The sequence below is a fragment of the Streptomyces siamensis genome, from assembly GCF_039543605.1.
Classification (GTDB): Bacteria; Actinomycetota; Actinomycetes; order Streptomycetales; family Streptomycetaceae; genus Streptomyces; species Streptomyces siamensis.
Genome location: NZ_BAABKB010000047.1, coordinates 164,897 through 182,026 on the forward strand (window position 1 = coordinate 164,897; position 17,130 = coordinate 182,026).

Annotated in this window: 16 protein-coding genes; 10 read left to right on the top strand and 6 right to left on the bottom strand. The window is 70.0% G+C overall.

From position 1 onward, the window contains the following. The first annotated feature begins 1 nt into the window (after position 1). Entirely contained in the window at positions 2-361 is a 360-nt protein-coding gene (locus ABEB03_RS42755; RefSeq protein ID WP_345658482.1) for a DUF6204 family protein, read from the top strand. A gap of 125 nt (positions 362-486) precedes the next feature. Here ABEB03_RS42755 and ABEB03_RS42760 read toward each other — a convergent pair whose 3' ends face one another. From ABEB03_RS42760 to iolC, 5 genes are all read right to left on the bottom strand, one after another. After that, positions 487-1,287 (bottom strand): GntR family transcriptional regulator, encoded by an 801-nt coding sequence (locus tag ABEB03_RS42760; protein WP_345658484.1) that lies wholly within the window; start codon positions 1,285-1,287, stop codon positions 487-489. Positions 1,288-1,349: 62 nt separating this feature from the next. Next, the gene (gene iolD, locus ABEB03_RS42765; protein ID WP_345658485.1) at positions 1,350-3,224 is read right to left on the bottom strand and encodes a 3D-(3,5/4)-trihydroxycyclohexane-1,2-dione acylhydrolase (decyclizing); all 1,875 of its coding nucleotides are present in this window, start codon (positions 3,222-3,224) and stop codon (positions 1,350-1,352) included. After that, positions 3,221-4,132, bottom strand: a complete 912-nt coding sequence (iolB, locus tag ABEB03_RS42770) for a 5-deoxy-glucuronate isomerase (protein WP_345658487.1) — start codon at positions 4,130-4,132, stop codon at positions 3,221-3,223. Before iolB ends, iolD begins: the two co-directional genes overlap by 4 nt. A 264-nt stretch (positions 4,133-4,396) precedes the next feature. Next, a complete protein-coding gene (locus tag ABEB03_RS42775; RefSeq protein ID WP_345658488.1) occupies positions 4,397-5,275 on the bottom strand; it encodes a Cgl0159 family (beta/alpha)8-fold protein in 879 nt (292 codons plus the stop codon). Positions 5,276-5,303: 28 nt separating this feature from the next. After that, positions 5,304-6,260 (bottom strand): 5-dehydro-2-deoxygluconokinase, encoded by a 957-nt coding sequence (gene iolC, locus ABEB03_RS42780; RefSeq protein ID WP_345658489.1) that lies wholly within the window; start codon positions 6,258-6,260, stop codon positions 5,304-5,306. A gap of 291 nt (positions 6,261-6,551) precedes the next feature. Between iolC and ABEB03_RS42785 the strand changes: the two genes are divergently transcribed. The 6 genes from ABEB03_RS42785 to ABEB03_RS42810 all read left to right on the top strand — a co-directional run bounded on the left by ABEB03_RS42785 (position 6,552) and on the right by ABEB03_RS42810 (position 13,182). Further along, positions 6,552-7,571 carry a sugar ABC transporter substrate-binding protein gene (locus tag ABEB03_RS42785; protein ID WP_345658490.1) on the top strand — a complete coding sequence of 340 codons (1,020 nt, stop codon included), beginning with the start codon at positions 6,552-6,554 and terminating at the stop codon, positions 7,569-7,571. Further along, positions 7,571-8,647, top strand: a complete 1,077-nt coding sequence (locus ABEB03_RS42790) for an ABC transporter permease (protein ID WP_345658491.1) — start codon at positions 7,571-7,573, stop codon at positions 8,645-8,647. The genes ABEB03_RS42785 and ABEB03_RS42790 overlap by 1 nt, the downstream gene beginning before the upstream one ends. A gap of 8 nt (positions 8,648-8,655) precedes the next feature. After that, a complete protein-coding gene (locus tag ABEB03_RS42795) occupies positions 8,656-9,576 on the top strand; it encodes an ATP-binding cassette domain-containing protein (RefSeq protein ID WP_345658493.1) in 921 nt (306 codons plus the stop codon). A 1-nt stretch (position 9,577) separates the two neighbouring features. After that, positions 9,578-10,480 carry a sugar phosphate isomerase/epimerase family protein gene (locus tag ABEB03_RS42800; RefSeq protein WP_345658494.1) on the top strand — a complete coding sequence of 301 codons (903 nt, stop codon included), beginning with the start codon at positions 9,578-9,580 and terminating at the stop codon, positions 10,478-10,480. A gap of 25 nt (positions 10,481-10,505) precedes the next feature. Further along, positions 10,506-11,525 (top strand): Gfo/Idh/MocA family protein, encoded by a 1,020-nt coding sequence (locus tag ABEB03_RS42805; RefSeq protein ID WP_345658495.1) that lies wholly within the window; start codon positions 10,506-10,508, stop codon positions 11,523-11,525. A gap of 493 nt (positions 11,526-12,018) precedes the next feature. Then, a complete protein-coding gene (locus ABEB03_RS42810; RefSeq protein ID WP_345658496.1) occupies positions 12,019-13,182 on the top strand; it encodes a low temperature requirement protein A in 1,164 nt (387 codons plus the stop codon). Between the two features lie 268 nt (positions 13,183-13,450). On the opposite strand, the gene ABEB03_RS42815 is transcribed toward ABEB03_RS42810, so the two are convergent. After that, positions 13,451-14,317, bottom strand: a complete 867-nt coding sequence (locus tag ABEB03_RS42815) for a helix-turn-helix domain-containing protein (protein WP_345658497.1) — start codon at positions 14,315-14,317, stop codon at positions 13,451-13,453. A gap of 263 nt (positions 14,318-14,580) precedes the next feature. Between ABEB03_RS42815 and ABEB03_RS42820 the strand changes: the two genes are divergently transcribed. The 3 genes from ABEB03_RS42820 to ABEB03_RS42830 all read left to right on the top strand — a co-directional run bounded on the left by ABEB03_RS42820 (position 14,581) and on the right by ABEB03_RS42830 (position 16,832). Beyond that, positions 14,581-14,709 (top strand): hypothetical protein, encoded by a 129-nt coding sequence (locus ABEB03_RS42820; RefSeq protein WP_345658498.1) that lies wholly within the window; start codon positions 14,581-14,583, stop codon positions 14,707-14,709. Between the two features lie 114 nt (positions 14,710-14,823). After that, positions 14,824-15,594: an SDR family NAD(P)-dependent oxidoreductase gene (locus ABEB03_RS42825; RefSeq protein WP_345658499.1), complete on the top strand. Its 771-nt coding sequence runs from the start codon at positions 14,824-14,826 to the stop codon at positions 15,592-15,594. A 254-nt stretch (positions 15,595-15,848) separates the two neighbouring features. Next, positions 15,849-16,832 (top strand): SDR family NAD(P)-dependent oxidoreductase, encoded by a 984-nt coding sequence (locus ABEB03_RS42830; RefSeq protein WP_345658500.1) that lies wholly within the window; start codon positions 15,849-15,851, stop codon positions 16,830-16,832. Positions 16,833-17,130: the final 298 nt, after the last annotated feature.

Consider the following 17,130-nt stretch of genomic DNA (forward strand, 5'->3'; position numbering starts at 1 on the left):
CATGAGTACGCGCACCTTCCGCATCACTGTTCGCGGTGTCTTCGACGGGCTCGGCGCCGACCAGCGGGCCGAGCTCCTTGCCCGGGCCGCCGAGCACGACGTCCTGCGCGCGGCGTTCACCCCCGAGGGTCACCTCAGCTACGACATCGCCGCACGCCCCGCCTTCACCTTCCGCTTCCTCGATTCGGGGGACGCCGAGGAGGACATCCTGGAGGCGACCGAACGCGCCGAGGAAGCCGCGAGGGCCTGGCTCGGCGAACGCGGTTACGGCTACAAGAACCTCAGGTCGCAGGCCGAGGACCTGTCCCAGGCGCCGCTGGGCAAGCGACAGCGCCGCGAGGCCGCCCGCAAGGGCGTGTGAGCCCGGCTCCGCGACCCCCGCGCGTACGGCGTCGCCGTGTCCGGTGCCGGACCGACGGCGCGCACCACGCGCGCCGGCCTCCCGGCCGCCTGCCACCTCCTCCGGTGTCTCCCCGCGTTCCGTGCTCAGGGCCGCACGAGCAGCTGGAACTCGAAGGCGTACCCCGAGGCACGGTAGATGTGGGTGCCGTACTCGACCGCGCGGCCCGTGTCGTCGTACGCGGTGCGCCGCATGGTGAGCAGGGCCGCGCCCGCAGGTTCGTCCAGGCGTTCCGCTTCGCCGGCGCCGGCCGAGCGGGCGCCGACCGACTGGCGTGCGCTGTGCAGGGTGATGCCGGCGGCACGCATCATGCGGTACAGCCCGGTCGACTCCAGCCGGGCGGTGTCGAGGTCCAGGAGTCCCTCGGGGATGTGGTTGCACAGGACGGCCACGGGCCGGCCGTGGGTGAGGCGCAGTCGTTCCAGACGGTGGACTCCGCCGCCCTCCGCGATGCCGAGGGCGGCGGCGACCTCGCCGTCCGCCGGCTCGACCGCGTTGTGCAGGACGAGGGTCGTGGGGAGCTGGCCCGCGTTCTCCAGGTCGTCGTAGAGGCTGGTGAGTTCCAGCGGGCGCTTCACCTGGCTGTGCACGACCTGCGTGCCCACGCCGCGGCGGCGGACCAGGAGTCCCTTGTCGACCAGGGTCTGGATGGCCTGGCGGACGGTGGGGCGGGACAGGCCGAGGCGTCCCGCGAGTTCGACCTCGTTCCCGAGCAGGCTTCCGGCGGCCGGTGTGCCCCGCTGGATACCTGCCTCCAACTGCCGTGCGAGCTGGTAGTAGAGCGGCACGGGACTGTTCCGGTCGAGCGTGAAGTCGAGGTCCGCGGGCGGGACGGCGGTCGTCGCCCGCGGGGATCCGGCGGCCTGCCGGGTTCGCCCCCTTGGCATCGTGTCCTCCTGACGGTCGAGCCACCGGGCCCCCGGTGCGGGGCCCTCGGGCGGCGGGGAGTTCAGAGGTGGTGCCGACGGTCGGCGACCCGACGGTCGTAGCGTTCACGGGCGCGCACGGCGGGTTCGCGGGCGGCGACCTCCGCGACGGGCACGTCCCACCAGGCCTCGGCCGCCGGGGCGGTGGGCGTCGGGTCGGTCTCGACGTACACGCAGGTCGGCCGCTGCGATCCGCGCGCTTCGGCGAGGGCGTGGCGGAGTTCGCCCACGGTCTTGGCGCGGAGCACGTCCATGCCGAGGCTGGCGGCGTTGGCGGCGAGGTCCACCGGGAGCGGGTCGCCGGTGAAGGTGCCGTCGGGGGCGCGGTAGCGGTAGGCGGTTCCGAAGCGTTCGCCGCCGGTCTCCTCGGACAGGCCTCCGATGGAGGCGTAGCCGTGGTTCTGGATCAGCACCAGGTTGACGGGCAGGTGCTCCTGGACGGCGGTGACGATCTCGGTGGGCATCATCAGGTACGTGCCGTCACCGACCAGTGCCCAGACCGGGGCGTCCGGCGCTGCCTGCTGGACTCCGACGGCGGCCGGGATCTCGTAGCCCATGCAGGAGTAGCCGTACTCCAGGTGGTACTGGCGCGGGCCGCGGGCCCGCCACAGTTTGTGGAGGTCTCCGGGCAGTGATCCGGCCGCGTTGACGATGACGTCGTCGTCACCGACGACGGAGTCCAGGACGCCGAGGACCTGTGTCTGGGTCGGGACCGCGTGCTCGTCCGGCGCGCGGAACGCGGCCTCGACGATCTCCTCCCAACGGCGTTTGCCCTCGCGGTACTCGGCCTCGTAGGCGGGGTCGACGCGGTGCGCGGCGAGGGCCGCGGTCAGCGCCTCCAGGCCGGTGCGCGCGTCGGCCACCAGAGGCCGGGCGGCGAGCTTGTGCGCGTCGAGGCCGGTGATGTTGAGGTTGACGAAGCGGACGGCCGGATTTTGGAAGAGCGTCCGGGACGCGGTGGTGAAGTCGCTGTAGCGGGTGCCGACGCCGATGACCAGGTCGGCGGTGCGCGCGACGGCGTCGCACACGGCGGTGCCGGTGTGGCCGATGCCGCCGAGGTCGGCGGGGTGGTCGTGGCGGAGCGATCCCTTGCCGGCCTGGGTGGAGGCGACCGGGACTCCGGTGGCGTCGGTGAACGCCCGGAGGGCGTCCTCGGCCTCGCTGTGGTGCACTCCCCCGCCCGCGACGAGGAGGGGGCGCCGGGCGGCGCGGATCGCCCGTACGGCCTCGGCGAGTTCGACCGGGTCGGGCGCGGGACGGCGTACCGGCCACACGCGTTCCGCGAAGAACGCCTCGGGCCAGTCGTAGGCCTCCGCTTGTACGTCCTGGGGCAGCGCGAGCGTGACGGCGCCGGTCTCGACGGGGTCGGTCAGGACCCGCATGGCGCTCAGCGCGGACGGGATCAGTGCCTCCGGGCGCGTGATCCGGTCGAAGTAGCGGGAGACCGGGCGCAGTGTGTCGTTGACGGAGACGTCGGCCTCGACGGGGTGCTCCAGCTGCTGGAGCAGTGGATCGGCGGAGCGGGTGGCGAAGTAGTCGCCCGGCAGGAGCAGTACGGGCAGCCGGTTGATCGTCGCGAGGGCCGCGCCGGTGACGAGGTTGGTGGCGCCGGGGCCGATGGAGGTGGTGACGGCCTGCGCGGAGAGGCGGTTGAGCTGGCGGGCGTGGGCGACGGCCGCGTGCACCATGGCCTGTTCGTTGCGCCCCTGGTGGAAGGGCATGGCGTCCTCGCCGGCCTCCAGGAGGGCCTGGCCGATGCCGGCCACGTTGCCGTGTCCGAAGATGCCCCAGGTGCCGGCGATCAGCCGGTGGCGTACGCCGTCGCGCTCGCTGTACTGGACGGACAGGAAGCGCACCAGGGCCTGGGCGGTCGTCAGGCGGCGCGTGGTGGGGCTCATCGGGACCTCTCGGGGGCGGTGTAGAGGGGCAGTCGGGGATCTACGGGCTGCTCGGGCCAGGTGTCGCGGATCCAGGCGTGGTCGGGGTGGTCGCAGATCAGCCAGGCGCGCTCGGTGCCGGGTCCCGCCATGACGTTCAGGTAGTACATGTGGTGGCCCGGCACGGCCATGGACGGTCCGTGCCAGCCGTCGGGGACGAGGACGACGTCCCCGTCGCGGACCTCGGCGAGCACGTCCGTGCCGCGTCCGTCTCCCGAGGGCGAGACGCGGTGGTAGCCGAGGCCCGGCGTGCCCCGATGGCCGGCGAACTCGAAGTAGTAGATCTCCTCCAGTTCGGACTCGATGCCCGGCCGGTGCTCGTCGTGCTTGTGCGGAGGGAAGGAGGACCAGTTGCCGCCGGGGGTGATCACCTCGACGGCGATGAGGCTGTCGCACTCGAATCCGTACTCCGGGCCGGCTCCGGCGGGGGCCGCGGCGGCGAAGTTGTTGACCTGCCGGGAGCAGGTGCCGCTGCCGCGCAGTTCGACCGGCACGTTCGAGGCCGGGCCGTAGCGCGCGGGCAGCCTGCGGGTGCAGCGGGCTCCGGTGAGCGCGAACCGTCCGCCGTCCTCGGAGACGATCGCGACGTCGGCGTCGCGAGGCACGTACGCGAAGTCGGTGACGCCGCTGAAGACATCGGCCCGGCCGGTCAAGGAGAACGTCTCGCCGTCGACGGAGACGGTGCACCCGCCGGACAGCGGAAGCACGATCCATTCGCTGTCGCCGGTGTCGAGGCCGTGCGTGCCGCCGGGCGGCAGTTCCAGTACGCGCAGACTCGAGTGGCCCCAGCCCGCCGACTCGGGGTTCACGTCCACGGCGTAGGCGCCGGTCGCGGCCTTGCCCGCGGGGAGATGGTGCGCGGTGGTCATCGGGCGTCTCCTGCAAAGGGGTTGGGGCGGGGGCTCGGGCACGGGGGCTCGGGTGGTGGCTCGGGCACGGGGTTCTGGCGGGGGCTCGGGCCGGCGTCTCGCCCACGGGACCGGGCCTGTGACTCGTCCTTCGGACCGGGCGAGTGGCTCGTCCACGGGACCGGGCGAGTGGCTCGTGCGCAGGGCATCAAACGGGTTGTTCCTGCGCGGAGTTCACGCGAGCGGCCGGCGCGCAGGGCCGACGGGAGGCTCACGCAAGGAGGTTCAGAGCAGCCCGACCGCGGTGTCCACCGCGCTCTCCACGCTGCCTTCGGCGGGATACAGCAGCGACCGTCCGACGACCATGCCCTGGACGGTGGGCAGCCGCAGGGCCTTGCGCCATCTCTCGTAGGCGCCTTCCTGGTCCCCGGCCACGTCGCCGCCGAGCAGCACCGCGGGCAGGGTGGACGTCTCCAGCACCTGGGCCATGTCGTCGGGGTCGGCGGTGACGGGGAGTTTGAGCCAGGTGTAGGCGGAGGTGCCGCCGAGCCCCGAGGCGATGGCGATGGAACGGGTGACGGCCTCGGCACCGAGGTCGTTGCGGACCGTGCCGTCCACCCGGCGCGAGACGAACGGCTCGACGAACAGAGGGAGTCGGCGGGCCGCCATGTCGTCGACGGCGCGGGCGGTGCTCTCCAGGGTCTCCAGTGATCCGGGGTCCTCGTGGTCGATACGCAGCAGGAGCTTGCCGGCGTCGAAGCGGAGCCGTTCGATATCCGCGGCGCGGTGGCCGGTGAAGCGGTCGTCCATCTCGAAGGACGCCCCGGCGAGCCCGCCGCGGTTCATGGAGCCCATCACCACCTTTCCGTCCAGGACGCCCAGGAGCAGCAGGTCCTCGAGGATGTCGGCGGTGCCGAGCACCCCGTCCACACCGGGCCGTGACAGGGCGACGCAGAGGCGTTCGAGGAGGTCCGCGCGGTTCGCCATGGCGAGCCGGTGACCGCCGACGCCGAGCGCGCCGCGGGCGGGGTGGTCGGCGGCGACGATCATCAGCCGGCCGCTGTCGCCGACGAGCGGGCGACGGACACGGCGGGCGGCCGCCTCGGCGATGGCCTCCGGGTGCCGGGCACGCACCGTGACGAGGTCGGGGATGCTGATACTCAAGTCGGGCTCCGTTCGGGGGTGGCCTCGGTCAGCCGCGCGCGAGAAGGTCCTCGACCTCGGACTCGGTGGGCATGGCGGAGGAGCAGGCGAGCCGCGACGCGACGATCGCGCCGGCCGCGTTGGCGTAGCGGATGGTCTTCTCCAACGGCAGTCCGGCCAGCAGGCCGTGGCAGAGCGAGCCGCCGAACGCGTCTCCCGCGCCGAGGCCGTTGACGACCTCGACGGGGACGGGCGGGACCTCTGCGACGGTGCCGTCGCGGTGGACGGCGAGAACTCCGTCCGGACCCTGTTTGACGACGGCGAGTTCGACGCCCGCGTCGAGCAACGCCTGGGCGCAGGCTCGCGGTTCGCGGACGCCGGTGGCGATCTCGCACTCGTCGAGATTGCCGACGGCCACGGTGGCGTGGCGCAGGGCCTCGGCGTAGTACGGGCGCGCGGAGTCGGGGTCCTTCCAGAACATGGGGCGCCAGTCGAGGTCGAAGACGGTGATCCCCGACCTGTCGCGCGCCTTCAGCGCAGCGAGCGTGGCCGAGCGGCTGGGCTCCTCGCTCAGGCCGGTGCCGGTGATCCAGAAGACGCGTGCCGCGCGAATGGCGAAGAAGTCCAGTTCGTCGGTGCGGATCTCCAGGTCCGGTGCCTTGGGCTGCCGGTAGAAGTACAGCGGGAAGTCGTCGGGCGGGAAGATCTCGCAGAACGTGACCGGCGTGGGGTAGGCGTCCACCGGTGTGACCCAGCGGTCGTCGACGCCGAACTCCTTGAGCGCCTGGTGGAGGTAGCCGCCGAAGGGGTCCTGACCGGTGCGGGTGATCACCGCGGTGCTCCGGCCGAGTCGTGCGGCGGCGACCGCGACGTTGGACGCGGAGCCGCCGAGGAACTTCCCGAAGGACTCGACCTGTGCGAGTGGAACCCCCGTCTGCAGGGGGTAGAGATCGACGCCTATGCGTCCCATGGTGATGAGGTCGAAGGAATCAACGGACTCAGGCATGCGTGACGCTCCTGATGCGTGGGATGCGGGCCGACGGGGCGCCCGATGCCTCTTAGGTGTAGGACCCTTCGTTCCCCTGTGTCAAGAGTATGTACGGACATTCGGACCTGCTCCTGAAATGATGTCTTAACAAAGTATTGACAGGCGGGTGCAACAGGGACTTGTATCCCGTCCCAACGAAGCAGCCGCGGCACCACCACACGACCCGGACCCCCGGTCCGGGCCCCGCTGGGTCTTGCGCCCCGCGCCGTCCCCTTCCCTTTCCCCGTCGCACAGTGAGGTGCTGGAAAGATGGACCGCACGTTTCACACCCGTTCACGCAGAATCGCCCCGCTCGTAGCGGTGGCGGCGGCATCCGCCCTCCTGGTCGCCGGCTGCTCCAGCAGCTCGGGCGGCAAGAAGGCGGAGGAGAGCAGCGCCGACGGGTCGGCCGGCAAGGCCAACACGCCCCGGATGACGGTCGCGCTGGTCACGCACCAGGCCCCCGGCGACACGTTCTGGGACATCGTCCGCAAGGGTGCGGAGGCCGCGGCCGCCAAGGACAACATCAAGCTCGTCTACTCCGCGGACCCGAACGCGGGCACCCAGGCCAACTTCGTCCAGAACGCGATCGACCAGAAGGTCGACGGCATCGCCATCACCCTCGCCAAGCCGGACGCCATGAAGGACGTCGTGGGCAAGGCGAAGTCGGCGGGCATACCCGTGGTCGGGCTCAACTCCGGTGTCAGCGACTGGAAGAAGCTGGGCCTGATGTCGTTCTTCGGCCAGGACGAGACGGTGGCGGGCGAGGCGCTCGGCAACAAACTCAACGCGGAAGGCGCCAAGAAGGCCGTCTGCGTGATCCAGGAGCAGGGCAACATCGGTCTGACCCAACGCTGCGACGGCGTGAAGAAGACGTTCAGCGGCACGACGGAGACGCTCTACGTCAACGGAACCGACATGCCGTCCGTGAAGTCGACGATCACCGCGAAGCTCAAGCAGGACAAGGCCATCGACTACGTCGTCGCCCTCGGCGCCCCCTTCGCGCTGACCGCCGTGCAGTCGGTGGGCGACGCCGGCAGCAAGGCGAAGATCGCCACCTTCGACCTCAACAAGGACCTGACCACGGCCATCGGCAAGGGCACCATCCAGTTCGCCGTGGACCAGCAGCCCTACCTCCAGGGCTATCTGGCGGTCGACTCCCTCTGGCTCTACAAGAACAACGGCAACTACAGCGGCGGCGGTGAGCAGCCGACCCTGACCGGCCCGGCCTTCGTCGACAAGAGCAACGTCGACGCCGTCGCCAAGTTCGCCTCGAAGGGCACCCGGTGATGAGCATGGCCCAACAGGCTGAGCCGGCGGTGACCACACCGCCGGCCCCCGGCCCCAAGGAGACCGACGGGCGGACGGCGCAACGCCCCCTGGCGCTCAGACTGCTCGCCCGCCCCGAGGTCGGTGTCTTCCTCGGTGCGGTCGCCGTGTTCGTCTTCTTCCTCGCGGCGGCGCCGTCGGTCCGCTCCGGCAGCTCGATGGCGACCGTGCTCTACCAGTCGTCGACGATCGGCATCATGGCCCTGCCGGTGGCCCTGCTGATGATCGGCGGCGAGTTCGACCTGTCGTCCGGCGTCGCCGTGATCACCTCGGCGCTCACCGCGAGCATGCTCAGCTACCAACTGACCATGAACGTCTGGGCCGGCGTGATCACCGCCCTCGTGGTGTCACTGGCGGTCGGCGCGTTCAACGGCTGGATGATGGTCCGCACCGGGCTGCCGAGCTTCCTCGTCACCCTCGGCACCTTCCTGATCCTGCAAGGCGTGAACCTCGCGATCACCAAACTGGTGACCGGCAACGTGGCCACCGACGACATCAGCAACATGGACGGCTTCGGCCAGGCGCGGAAGATCTTCGCCTCGTCCTTCGACGTCGGCGGCGTCCAGGTGAAGATCACCATCGTGTGGTGGCTGGTCTTCGCCGCGCTCGCCACCTGGGTGCTGCTCCGCACCAAGTACGGCAACTGGATCTTCGCGGTCGGCGGCAACCAGGAGAGCGCCCGCGCGGTCGGCGTACCGGTTACCTTCACCAAGATCACGCTGTTCATGACCGTGGGCTTCGGCGCCTGGTTCGTGGGCATGCACCAGCTGTTCTCCTTCAACACCGTGCAGTCGGGCGAGGGCGTCGGCCAGGAGCTGATCTATATCGCCGCCGCCGTGATCGGCGGCTGCCTGCTCACCGGCGGCTACGGCTCCGCGATCGGCCCGGTCTTCGGCGCCTTCATGTTCGGCATGGTGAACCAGGGCATCGTCTACGCCGGTTGGAACCCCGACTGGTTCAAGGCCTTCCTCGGCGTGATGCTGCTCGGCGCCACGCTCATCAATCTGTGGGTCCGCCGCACGGCGACCCGGAGGTGAACCGACCCATGACCATCAAAGGTTCCGGCCCCTCCGGCGCCGTACTCCAGGACACCCCGGCCGACGACGGCACCACCCCGATCGTCGAACTCCGCGCCGCCGGCAAGTCGTACGGCAACATCCGCGCCCTGCACGGCGTCTCCCTCACCGTCCGCCCGGGCCAGGTCACCTGCGTCCTCGGCGACAACGGCGCCGGCAAGTCCACCCTCATCAAGATCATCTCCGGGCTGCACCAGCACACCGAGGGCGAGTTCCTCGTCGACGGGCGGCCGGTCCGCTTCGGCAGCCCGCGCGAGGCCCTCGACGCCGGCATCGCCACCGTCTACCAGGACCTCGCCACCGTCCCGCTGATGCCGGTCTGGCGGAACTTCTTCCTGGGCTCCGAGATGACCCGCGGCCCCTGGCCGGTACGACGCCTGGACATCGCGCGGATGAAGCGGACCGCCGACCAGGAACTGCGCAACATGGGCATCGTCCTGGACGACCTGGACCAACCCATCGGCACGCTGTCCGGCGGCCAGCGCCAGTCCGTGGCCATCGCCCGCGCCGTCTACTTCGGCGCCCGCGTCCTCATCCTCGACGAACCGACCGCGGCGCTCGGCGTCAAGCAGTCCGGCGTCGTCCTCAAGTACATCGCCGCCGCCCGCGACCGCGGACTCGGCGTCATCTTCATCACCCACAACCCGCACCACGCCTACATGGTCGGTGACCACTTCAGCGTCCTTCGGCTCGGCACCATGGACCTCAGCGCGGACCGCGACGAGGTGGGCCTGGAGGAGCTCACCAACCACATGGCGGGCGGCGCCGAACTCGCCGCGCTCAAGCACGAACTGGCGCAGGTACGCGGCGTCGACGTCGAGGGGCTCCCGGAAGCCGAGGACCTCCAGGCCACCGCCCCCGTACCGGCCACCGAGGAAGGGACCTCCTGACATGACCCAAGCCCTGGACCGCATCCGGGTCGGCTCGGCCCCGGACTCCTGGGGCGTCTGGTTCCGCGACGACCCGCACCAGGTGCCCTGGGAACGCTTCCTGGACGAGGTCGCCGAGGCGGGCTACTCCTGGATCGAGCTCGGCCCGTACGGCTATCTGCCGACCGACCCGGCCCGGCTCGCCGACGAGGTGGCCGCCCGCGACCTGCGGGTGTCGGCCGGGACGGTCTTCACCTCCCTGCACCACGGGCCGGCCGTGTGGGACGCCACCTGGGAGCACGTCGGCCAGGTCGCCGCGCTCACCCGCGCCGTGGGCGGCCGGCACCTGGTCGTCATCCCCTCCTTCTGGCGCGACGACAAGACCGCCGAGCTCCTCGAACCGCGGGAGCTGACCGCCGAGCAGTGGGCCCATCTGACCAAGGGCATGGAACGGCTCGGTCACGAGGTCAAGGAGACGTACGGCCTCGACATCGTGGTCCACCCGCACGCGGACACCCACATCGACACCGAGGACCACGTCGAACGCTTCCTCGACTCCACCGACTCCGACCTCGTCAACCTGTGCCTGGACACCGGGCACTACGCCTACTGCGGCGGCGACAGCGTCAAGCTCATCGAGACCTACGGCGAACGCATCGGCTACCTCCACCTCAAGCAGGTGGACCCCACCGTCCTCGCCGACGTCGTCGAGAACGAGATGCCGTTCGGTCCCGCCGTGCAGCGCGGTGTGATGTGCGAACCCCCCACGGGCGTACCGGATCTGGAGCCGGTGCTGGCCGCCGCCCAGCGACTGGGCGTCGACCTGTTCGCCATCGTCGAGCAGGACATGTACCCCTGCGAGCCGGACAAGCCGCTGCCCATCGCCGTCCGCACCCGCGCGTTCCTCCGCTCCTGCGGCGCCTGACCACCCGAAGGGACCACCGACCACCATGACCCAGCACGCAACCCTCGGGGTCGCCGTCATCGGCACCGGCCGGATGGGCGCCGACCATGTGCGCCGCATCTCCGAGGTGACCAGCGGGGCGCGGGTGAGCGCCGTCGTGGACATCGACGCCGAGCGGGCCAAGCAGCTCGCCGCCGGCATCGCCGGATGCACCGCGTACACGGACCCGGCCGCCGCGCTGGCCGCGGACGACGTCGACGCCGTGATCGTCGCGTCCCCCGGACCCGCGCACGAGGCGGCACTCCTCACCGCCTTCGAACACGACCTGCCGGTGCTGTGCGAGAAGCCGCTCACCCCTGACGCGGCGTCGGCGCTGCGGGTCATGGAGGCCGAACAGCGGCTCGGCCACCGGCGGGTCCAGGTCGGGTTCATGCGGCGCTACGACGCCGAGTACCTGAGGCTCAAGGCACTGCTGGACAGCGGTGAGCTGGGCCGGCCGCTGATGCTGCACAACCGGCACCGCAACGCCGACGTCCTGCCGTACTTCACCGAGCAGATGCTCATCAACGACTCCGTCGTGCACGAGATGGACGTCGCCCGCTGGCTGCTGGACCAGGAGATCACCGCGATCACCGTGATGAAGCCGAGGCCCTCGGGCAACGCGCCCGAGGGCCTGTCCGACCCGCAGTTCGTCGTGTTCGAGACGGACGGGGGCGTCCTGGTCGACGTGGAGATCTACGCGAACTGCCGCTTCGGCTACCAGGTGCAGGCCGAGGCGGTCTGCGAGAACGGCACGGCACGCATCGGCGAGGCCCACGGAATGCTCGTCAACACGGCCGGACGGTGGGGCGGTTCCATCGCCCCCGACTTCGTGGAGCGCTTCGTGGACGCGTACGACCGTGAGGTGCAGGCCTGGGTCGACGCCACTCTGCGCGGCGAGGTCACCGGACCCAGCAGCTGGGACGGCTACGCGGCGGCCGCCGTCTGCGAGGCGGGGGTGCGTGCCCAGGCGGAGGGCCGCCGGACGGAGGTCGAGCTGATCGCCCGGCCCGCGCTGTACCGCTGAACCGGCGGCCGTCCACCCGGCGGCCGCCCCGACGGTTCCCGCGGCCCTCCTGCTCCGGGACGACCGGTCGCGATACCGGGGCGCCGCTCGGGCACCGGCGGATCGGGCGTGCGCGGCGCCCCGGCCGTCGTCCGCGCCTGCGGGCGGCCCGGAGACACCTGCGGTCCGTCCCCGCCGCGCGCGCATCCGGCGGGGGTCGCACACGACTCGTCGGCCGCGGGCGTCCGCCCACGTGACCATCACCCCTCGCGCCGGATTCGACCAGCCGTCCAAGGCGTTGCCGCTTCCACACGGTGCTTGCCGGAACGCTCACCGCCAAGCCCGTTGACCAGGAGTGACGAATCTCCCCGATTACACTGCAGGCGGCCGGTCACGTAGTGCGGCCGCCTGCCGCACCATGCCGCCGCGTCCGCGGCCCGACAGGGCGCGACGCCCCGTGGACAACACCCGACGCGCCGGCCGGAACGTCGCCACAGGCACAGGAGAGCCGGAGATGAGCATGCCCGAGTCGCTGAGAGTGCGCCGGGAAGTGTCCCCGGTGGAGTTGTTCTACGACCTCGTCTTCGTCTTCGCGGTCTCCCAGCTCTCCCACCACCTCCTGGAACACCTCACTTGGCGGGGCGCCGCGGAGACCGCCGTGCTGCTGGTCGCCGTCTTCGGCACCTGGGTCTACACCAGCTACGTGGCCACGCTGCTCGACGTCCACCGTGACGTCACCCGATGGATGGTGGTCATCGTCATGGGCCTGGGGTTGTTCATGAACTCCGCGATTCCCCGCGCCTTCGGGGAACGGGCCTGGGTCTTCGTCGTAGCGCTGCTGCTGATCCTGTTCTTCGTCTGTGCCGTGACCGCCGTGGCCGGCCGAACCGACACGCTGCGTGAGCACTTCCGCCGCACCCTGATCTGGATCTTGGCCTCCGCCCCGCTGTGGATCGTCGGAGCCATCGCGGGCTCCGGGCCCCGCCTGTGGTGGTGGGCCGTTGCCGCCTTGATCGACCTGACCGGCACCTGGCTGGCCCACCCGCTGCCCGGCCGCGCCCTCAGCAGCCAGGAACTCCCCTTCGACTCCGATCACATGATCGAACGCCTCCGGCTGTTCTTCATCATCATCCTCGGTGAAACCGTCCTCACCACAGGCACCGCCATGGCCGACACCCCTGTCGACGTGTCCAGTGTGCTCGCGGCCATCGGCGCGTTCACCGCCCCGGTCTGCCTGTGGGCGGTCTACTTCGGCGGTGCCGAGGACGCCTTCACCACTGCCGTCGCCACCACCACCGATCCCTTGCGGTCAGTCCGGATGGGCACGAACAGCGCCTACGCCGTACTGGCCGCCCTGGTTGCCCTCGCTGTCGGCAGCGAACTCGCCATCGTCCACCCTCTCGGCCACGGCTCCCTCGCCCTTGCCTTCCTCCTTTTCGGCGCTCCAGCGCTCTATCTCGCCGCCACCGCCTGGTTCTTCCGCACCACCACCCATGGAGCCTGGACCGAACGACTTCTCGCCTGCGCCGCCTGCCTGGCGGCCGGCATCGCTGCGATCTGGCTGCCCGCGCTCGCCTCCCTCGCCGTCCTCGACATCATCCTCATCGCGACCGCCACCGCCCTCTCGCACGTCCACAAGAATCTGACACGCTCTCTGCACGCCACCTCCGAAACCTGACGCCCTGCCAGAACCGGCGCGACATGATCCGTCCCGATGGCTCGCGAAGCCCATCGACAAGGGTCCGGCGGCTGTCCGTCAGATCGCCCACCGGGTGCGGTCCCGCGTTTTCCTCGAGACCAAGTCCGCTGCAGGTTTGGGTGACGGATTGACCTGCCCCACCTCTCAGGTTCCAGTTCTGCCGGCTGACTGACGGCCTTCACGAAAGGCTGCCGACATGTCCTGCGCCTGCTTCGCCACCTGCGAGCAGCAGGAGCCGTTGATGGGCTCAGTCTTCTGACGGAACGTCAAGTTGATGGTCGGTAGCCCAGGAAGCGAGGGTACGCAGCCGTTCGTGGGTGGGGGTGCCGACGGCGGCGGTCCAGATGACGAGCTGCTGCTCCGGGTCGGTGCTGGCCGTGAGCGTGTCCCAGTCGAGGGACAGTTCACCGACGGCGGGGTGGTTGAGCTTCTTGGATCCGACGGCGCGGGTGGCCACGCGGTGGGCGGCCCACCACTGGCGGAAGTGGGGGTCGAGGACGGACAGTTCGCCGACGAGCGCGGTGAGGCGGGGATCGTCGGGATACTTGGCGGCCTCCATGCGCAACTGGGCGACGGCCGTACGTGCGACGTTCTCCCAGTCGGCGTACAACGTGCGCATGGCCGGGTCGGTCATCAGGATCCGGAGGAAGTTGCGGTGCTTCTCGGAGATCGTCGCGAAGTCCGTGATGAGGGCGGCCGCAAGCTGGTTCCAGGCGATGATGTCCCCGCGCCGTCCGAGGACGATGGCGGGTGTGGCACTGAGGTCGTCCAGCAGTCGCTGGAGCTGCGGCTGGACCTTCTGCCGGGCGCGATTGCGCGGGCGCGGGGTCTGCTTCCCGGCGAGACCGAAGACGTAGGTGCGCTGGTCGTCGTCGAGGTGCAGGGCCTGTGCCAGAGCGATCAGAACCGCTGTGGACGGCTGGAGGCGGCCCTGCTCCAGCCGGGTGTAATAGTCGGTGGAGATCGCGGTGAGCTGAGCCACCTCTTCGCGACGCAGGCCACCGACGCGGCGCCGCCGTGGCGGGTCGGGAAGGCCGACGGTGCGGGGGCCGAGTTCGGCCCGGCGGGCCTTGAGGAACTCGCCCAGCTCGTTCAGATGCGCGTCAGGGCTCATGAAGTCAGTCTCGCATCGCCGTTCCCGCGCGAAGGGGGGAGAGTTTCTTCCCAGGATGATTCTCTCCCATGAAAAGACCCTCCCCTTTTCTTGCTCCAAAGTCGGCGTGAGGATTGTGCGTGCGGCTGTCGGAAAGACAGAGCGTCCATTCTTCGGATGGAAAGTCCGAGGGGGGCGTTGTCCAGCCACCAGCCCCCAAAGAGCGCGGCCGACCCCGGAAAGGGTGCTCGCTCTGCATGATTCGAACCCATGGAGAGCACGACATGGCACAAAAAGCCTCCGCCGCGCAGAAGGCCATCAAGCCTCGGTCCACGGTCGACCGCCCGGAGAGCACCTGGCTGCAGAAGGTCACGGAAGAGCACTACCGCGGCCCTCGCACCCGCAGCAACTGATCACACAGGCACACAAGCCCGTTCAGGGGCCGAAACACGAGTGGAAAGACCCCACCCGGCTTCGAGGCCCTTGAACGGCACCCCCCGCACCAACCCTTTCATCGGAGACTGGCCATGACGCAACTCCTCGCGGGCAAGACGGCTGTCATCACCGGCGCCAGCAAGGGCATCGGACGAGCGACGGCGGAACTCTTCGCCGCCGAAGGCGCCAACGTCGTCATCACGGCGCGCAACCAGGCCGGCATCGACGACGTCGTGGGCGCGATCACCGAAGCCGGCCACACCGCCATCGGTGTCGTGGCCGACTCCGCCGACCCCGCCGCCCCGAGCGCTGTCTTCGGCAAGGCGATCGAGGCGTTCGGCCAGGTCGACATCCTCGTGAACAACGCCGGTTACGGCGACATGTACGCGATCGAGGAAACGACCGATGAGCACTTCGAAGAAGTGGTCCAGATCAACTACTTCGGCGTGTTCCGCTTCTGTCGCGAGGCGGTCCAGCACTTCATCCCGCGCGACGAAGGCGTGATCGTCAACGTGACGTCGGTCAACGGCTCGTTGCCGGTGTGCGGTGTCGCCTACACCTCGACCAAGGGCGCGGTGAACACGATGACCAAGAACATCGCGCTCCGCTTCGCGGGCACCGGCATTCGCTGCAACGCGGTCGCTCCCGGGGAAACCGACACGCCGATGATGCAGGCCTGGGCCGCCGGCGAGCTGCCGGGCGGTTCGACCATGCTCGAGTACGCCGCCACCTACTCGAACACGAAGCTGGCGCCGACGCAGCCGATCGACCAGGCGAACGCCATTCTGTATCTCTCCAGCGACATGAGCCGAGCGGTCACGGGCCGCGTTCTCACCGTCGACAATGGCGCATACATGTACTAGTGAGAAAAAGCACGGCGTGGAGAAGGTCGAAGTCATGCTCGACGAACATGACTTCACGGTCGAGTTGAACGACAACAAGACCGTCGACAGCCTGCTTGGTCATCTCCAGATGGACATGACGGTGGGCGAGGACGGCGGAAGACGTAGGGCTACTGGACCTCTCCAAGTACCAGTACAGGATGACGATCAAACCGGCGTGATGCCCACCCCGGGGGGAAACGACAGGCTTCGCAGTCACACCCCAGGAACGGATTATGACAACGCAACAGCACGAGATCGGCTCGGGCTTCGGGTTCGGCAGCACCGCCGCCGAAGTCCTGAACGGTATCGACCTCACCGGAAAGCTCGCGGTCGTCACCGGCGGCTACTCCGGCATCGGACTGGCGACGACCCGCGCGCTGGTCGCGGCCGGAGCCCATGTCGTCGTCCCCGCGCGGCGGCCCGAGGCCGCCCAGGCCGCGATCGCGGATCTGGACGACGTGGAGGTCGACGAACTCGATCTCTCCGACCTCGACAGCGTCCGCGCCTTCGCGGAGCGCTTCCTCGCCTCCGATCGCGCCATCGACCTGCTCATCAACAACGCCGGCATCATGGCCTGCCCCGAGACCCGCGTGGGTCCGGGCTGGGAGGCGCAGTTCGCGACCAACCACCTCGGCCACTACGCCCTCGTCAACCACCTCTGGCCCGCGCTCGCACAAGGCGGCGCGCGTGTCGTATCGACCTCTTCGCTGGGGCACCAGCTCTCGGACATCCGCTGGGACGACGTCCAGTGGGAGCGCGGCTACGACAAGTGGCAGGCGTACGGGCAGGCGAAGACGGCGAACATCCTCTTCGCCGTACAGCTCGACGCGCTCGGCAAGGACTCCGGCGTGCGGGCGTTCGCGGTCCACCCCGGCAACATCATGACCGACCTGCAGCGCCATCTGCCCCAAAAGGAGATGGTCGCCTTCGGCTGGGTCGACGAGCAGGGCAACATGCTGGCGACCGACTTCAAGACGCCCGAGCAGGGCGCGTCGACCCAGGTGTGGGCCGCCACCTCCCCGCAGCTCGCCAACACCGGCGGCGTCTACTGCGAGGACACCGACGTCGCGGACATCAGGCCTGTGAGCCAGAGCAGCGGTGTGGAGGGCCTCGGCCCGGGCGTGGCGGCGTACGCGATCGACCGTGAGGCCGCGGCACGCCTGTGGCGGCTCTCGGCCGACCTGACCGGCGTGGACGCGTTCCCCGCGGCCTCCTGACGACGCCTACCCCGGCAGGACCGTCACCTGCCCACATGGTGCGGAACACGGACACGGCATCGCCGCGAACCGGTTCCTCGCCCTGTGGGCAGGCCCGACGGTCGACCGCCAGAAGCTCGGCCGATCGACAGAGGCAGCCGCGACGGTCGACGCCGAGGCGGATTTTCGCCCCTTTGTTGCTCCTCGCCGCCCGGATCGAGGAGCTTCTTGACGCCCACCCTCTAATGCAGTGCGGAGCGGATGCCTCGGGTCCTTCTGACCGATGAGGTCCCCTTGAAGACTGGCACCGATTCCGCAG

Coding starts and splice junctions, on each gene's coding strand:
- ABEB03_RS42755 (WP_345658482.1), top strand. CDS start 2: ATGAGTACGCGCACCTTCCGCATCACTGTTCGCGGTGTCTTCGACGGG.
- ABEB03_RS42760 (WP_345658484.1), bottom strand. CDS start 1,287: ATGCCAAGGGGGCGAACCCGGCAGGCCGCCGGATCCCCGCGGGCGACG.
- iolD (WP_345658485.1), bottom strand. CDS start 3,224: ATGAGCCCCACCACGCGCCGCCTGACGACCGCCCAGGCCCTGGTGCGC.
- iolB (WP_345658487.1), bottom strand. CDS start 4,132: ATGACCACCGCGCACCATCTCCCCGCGGGCAAGGCCGCGACCGGCGCC.
- iolC (WP_345658489.1), bottom strand. CDS start 6,260: ATGCCTGAGTCCGTTGATTCCTTCGACCTCATCACCATGGGACGCATA.
- ABEB03_RS42785 (WP_345658490.1), top strand. CDS start 6,552: ATGGACCGCACGTTTCACACCCGTTCACGCAGAATCGCCCCGCTCGTA.
- ABEB03_RS42790 (WP_345658491.1), top strand. CDS start 7,571: ATGAGCATGGCCCAACAGGCTGAGCCGGCGGTGACCACACCGCCGGCC.
- ABEB03_RS42795 (WP_345658493.1), top strand. CDS start 8,656: ATGACCATCAAAGGTTCCGGCCCCTCCGGCGCCGTACTCCAGGACACC.
- ABEB03_RS42800 (WP_345658494.1), top strand. CDS start 9,578: ATGACCCAAGCCCTGGACCGCATCCGGGTCGGCTCGGCCCCGGACTCC.
- ABEB03_RS42805 (WP_345658495.1), top strand. CDS start 10,506: ATGACCCAGCACGCAACCCTCGGGGTCGCCGTCATCGGCACCGGCCGG.
- ABEB03_RS42810 (WP_345658496.1), top strand. CDS start 12,019: ATGAGCATGCCCGAGTCGCTGAGAGTGCGCCGGGAAGTGTCCCCGGTG.
- ABEB03_RS42815 (WP_345658497.1), bottom strand. CDS start 14,317: ATGAGCCCTGACGCGCATCTGAACGAGCTGGGCGAGTTCCTCAAGGCC.
- ABEB03_RS42820 (WP_345658498.1), top strand. CDS start 14,581: ATGGCACAAAAAGCCTCCGCCGCGCAGAAGGCCATCAAGCCTCGGTCC.
- ABEB03_RS42825 (WP_345658499.1), top strand. CDS start 14,824: ATGACGCAACTCCTCGCGGGCAAGACGGCTGTCATCACCGGCGCCAGC.
- ABEB03_RS42830 (WP_345658500.1), top strand. CDS start 15,849: ATGACAACGCAACAGCACGAGATCGGCTCGGGCTTCGGGTTCGGCAGC.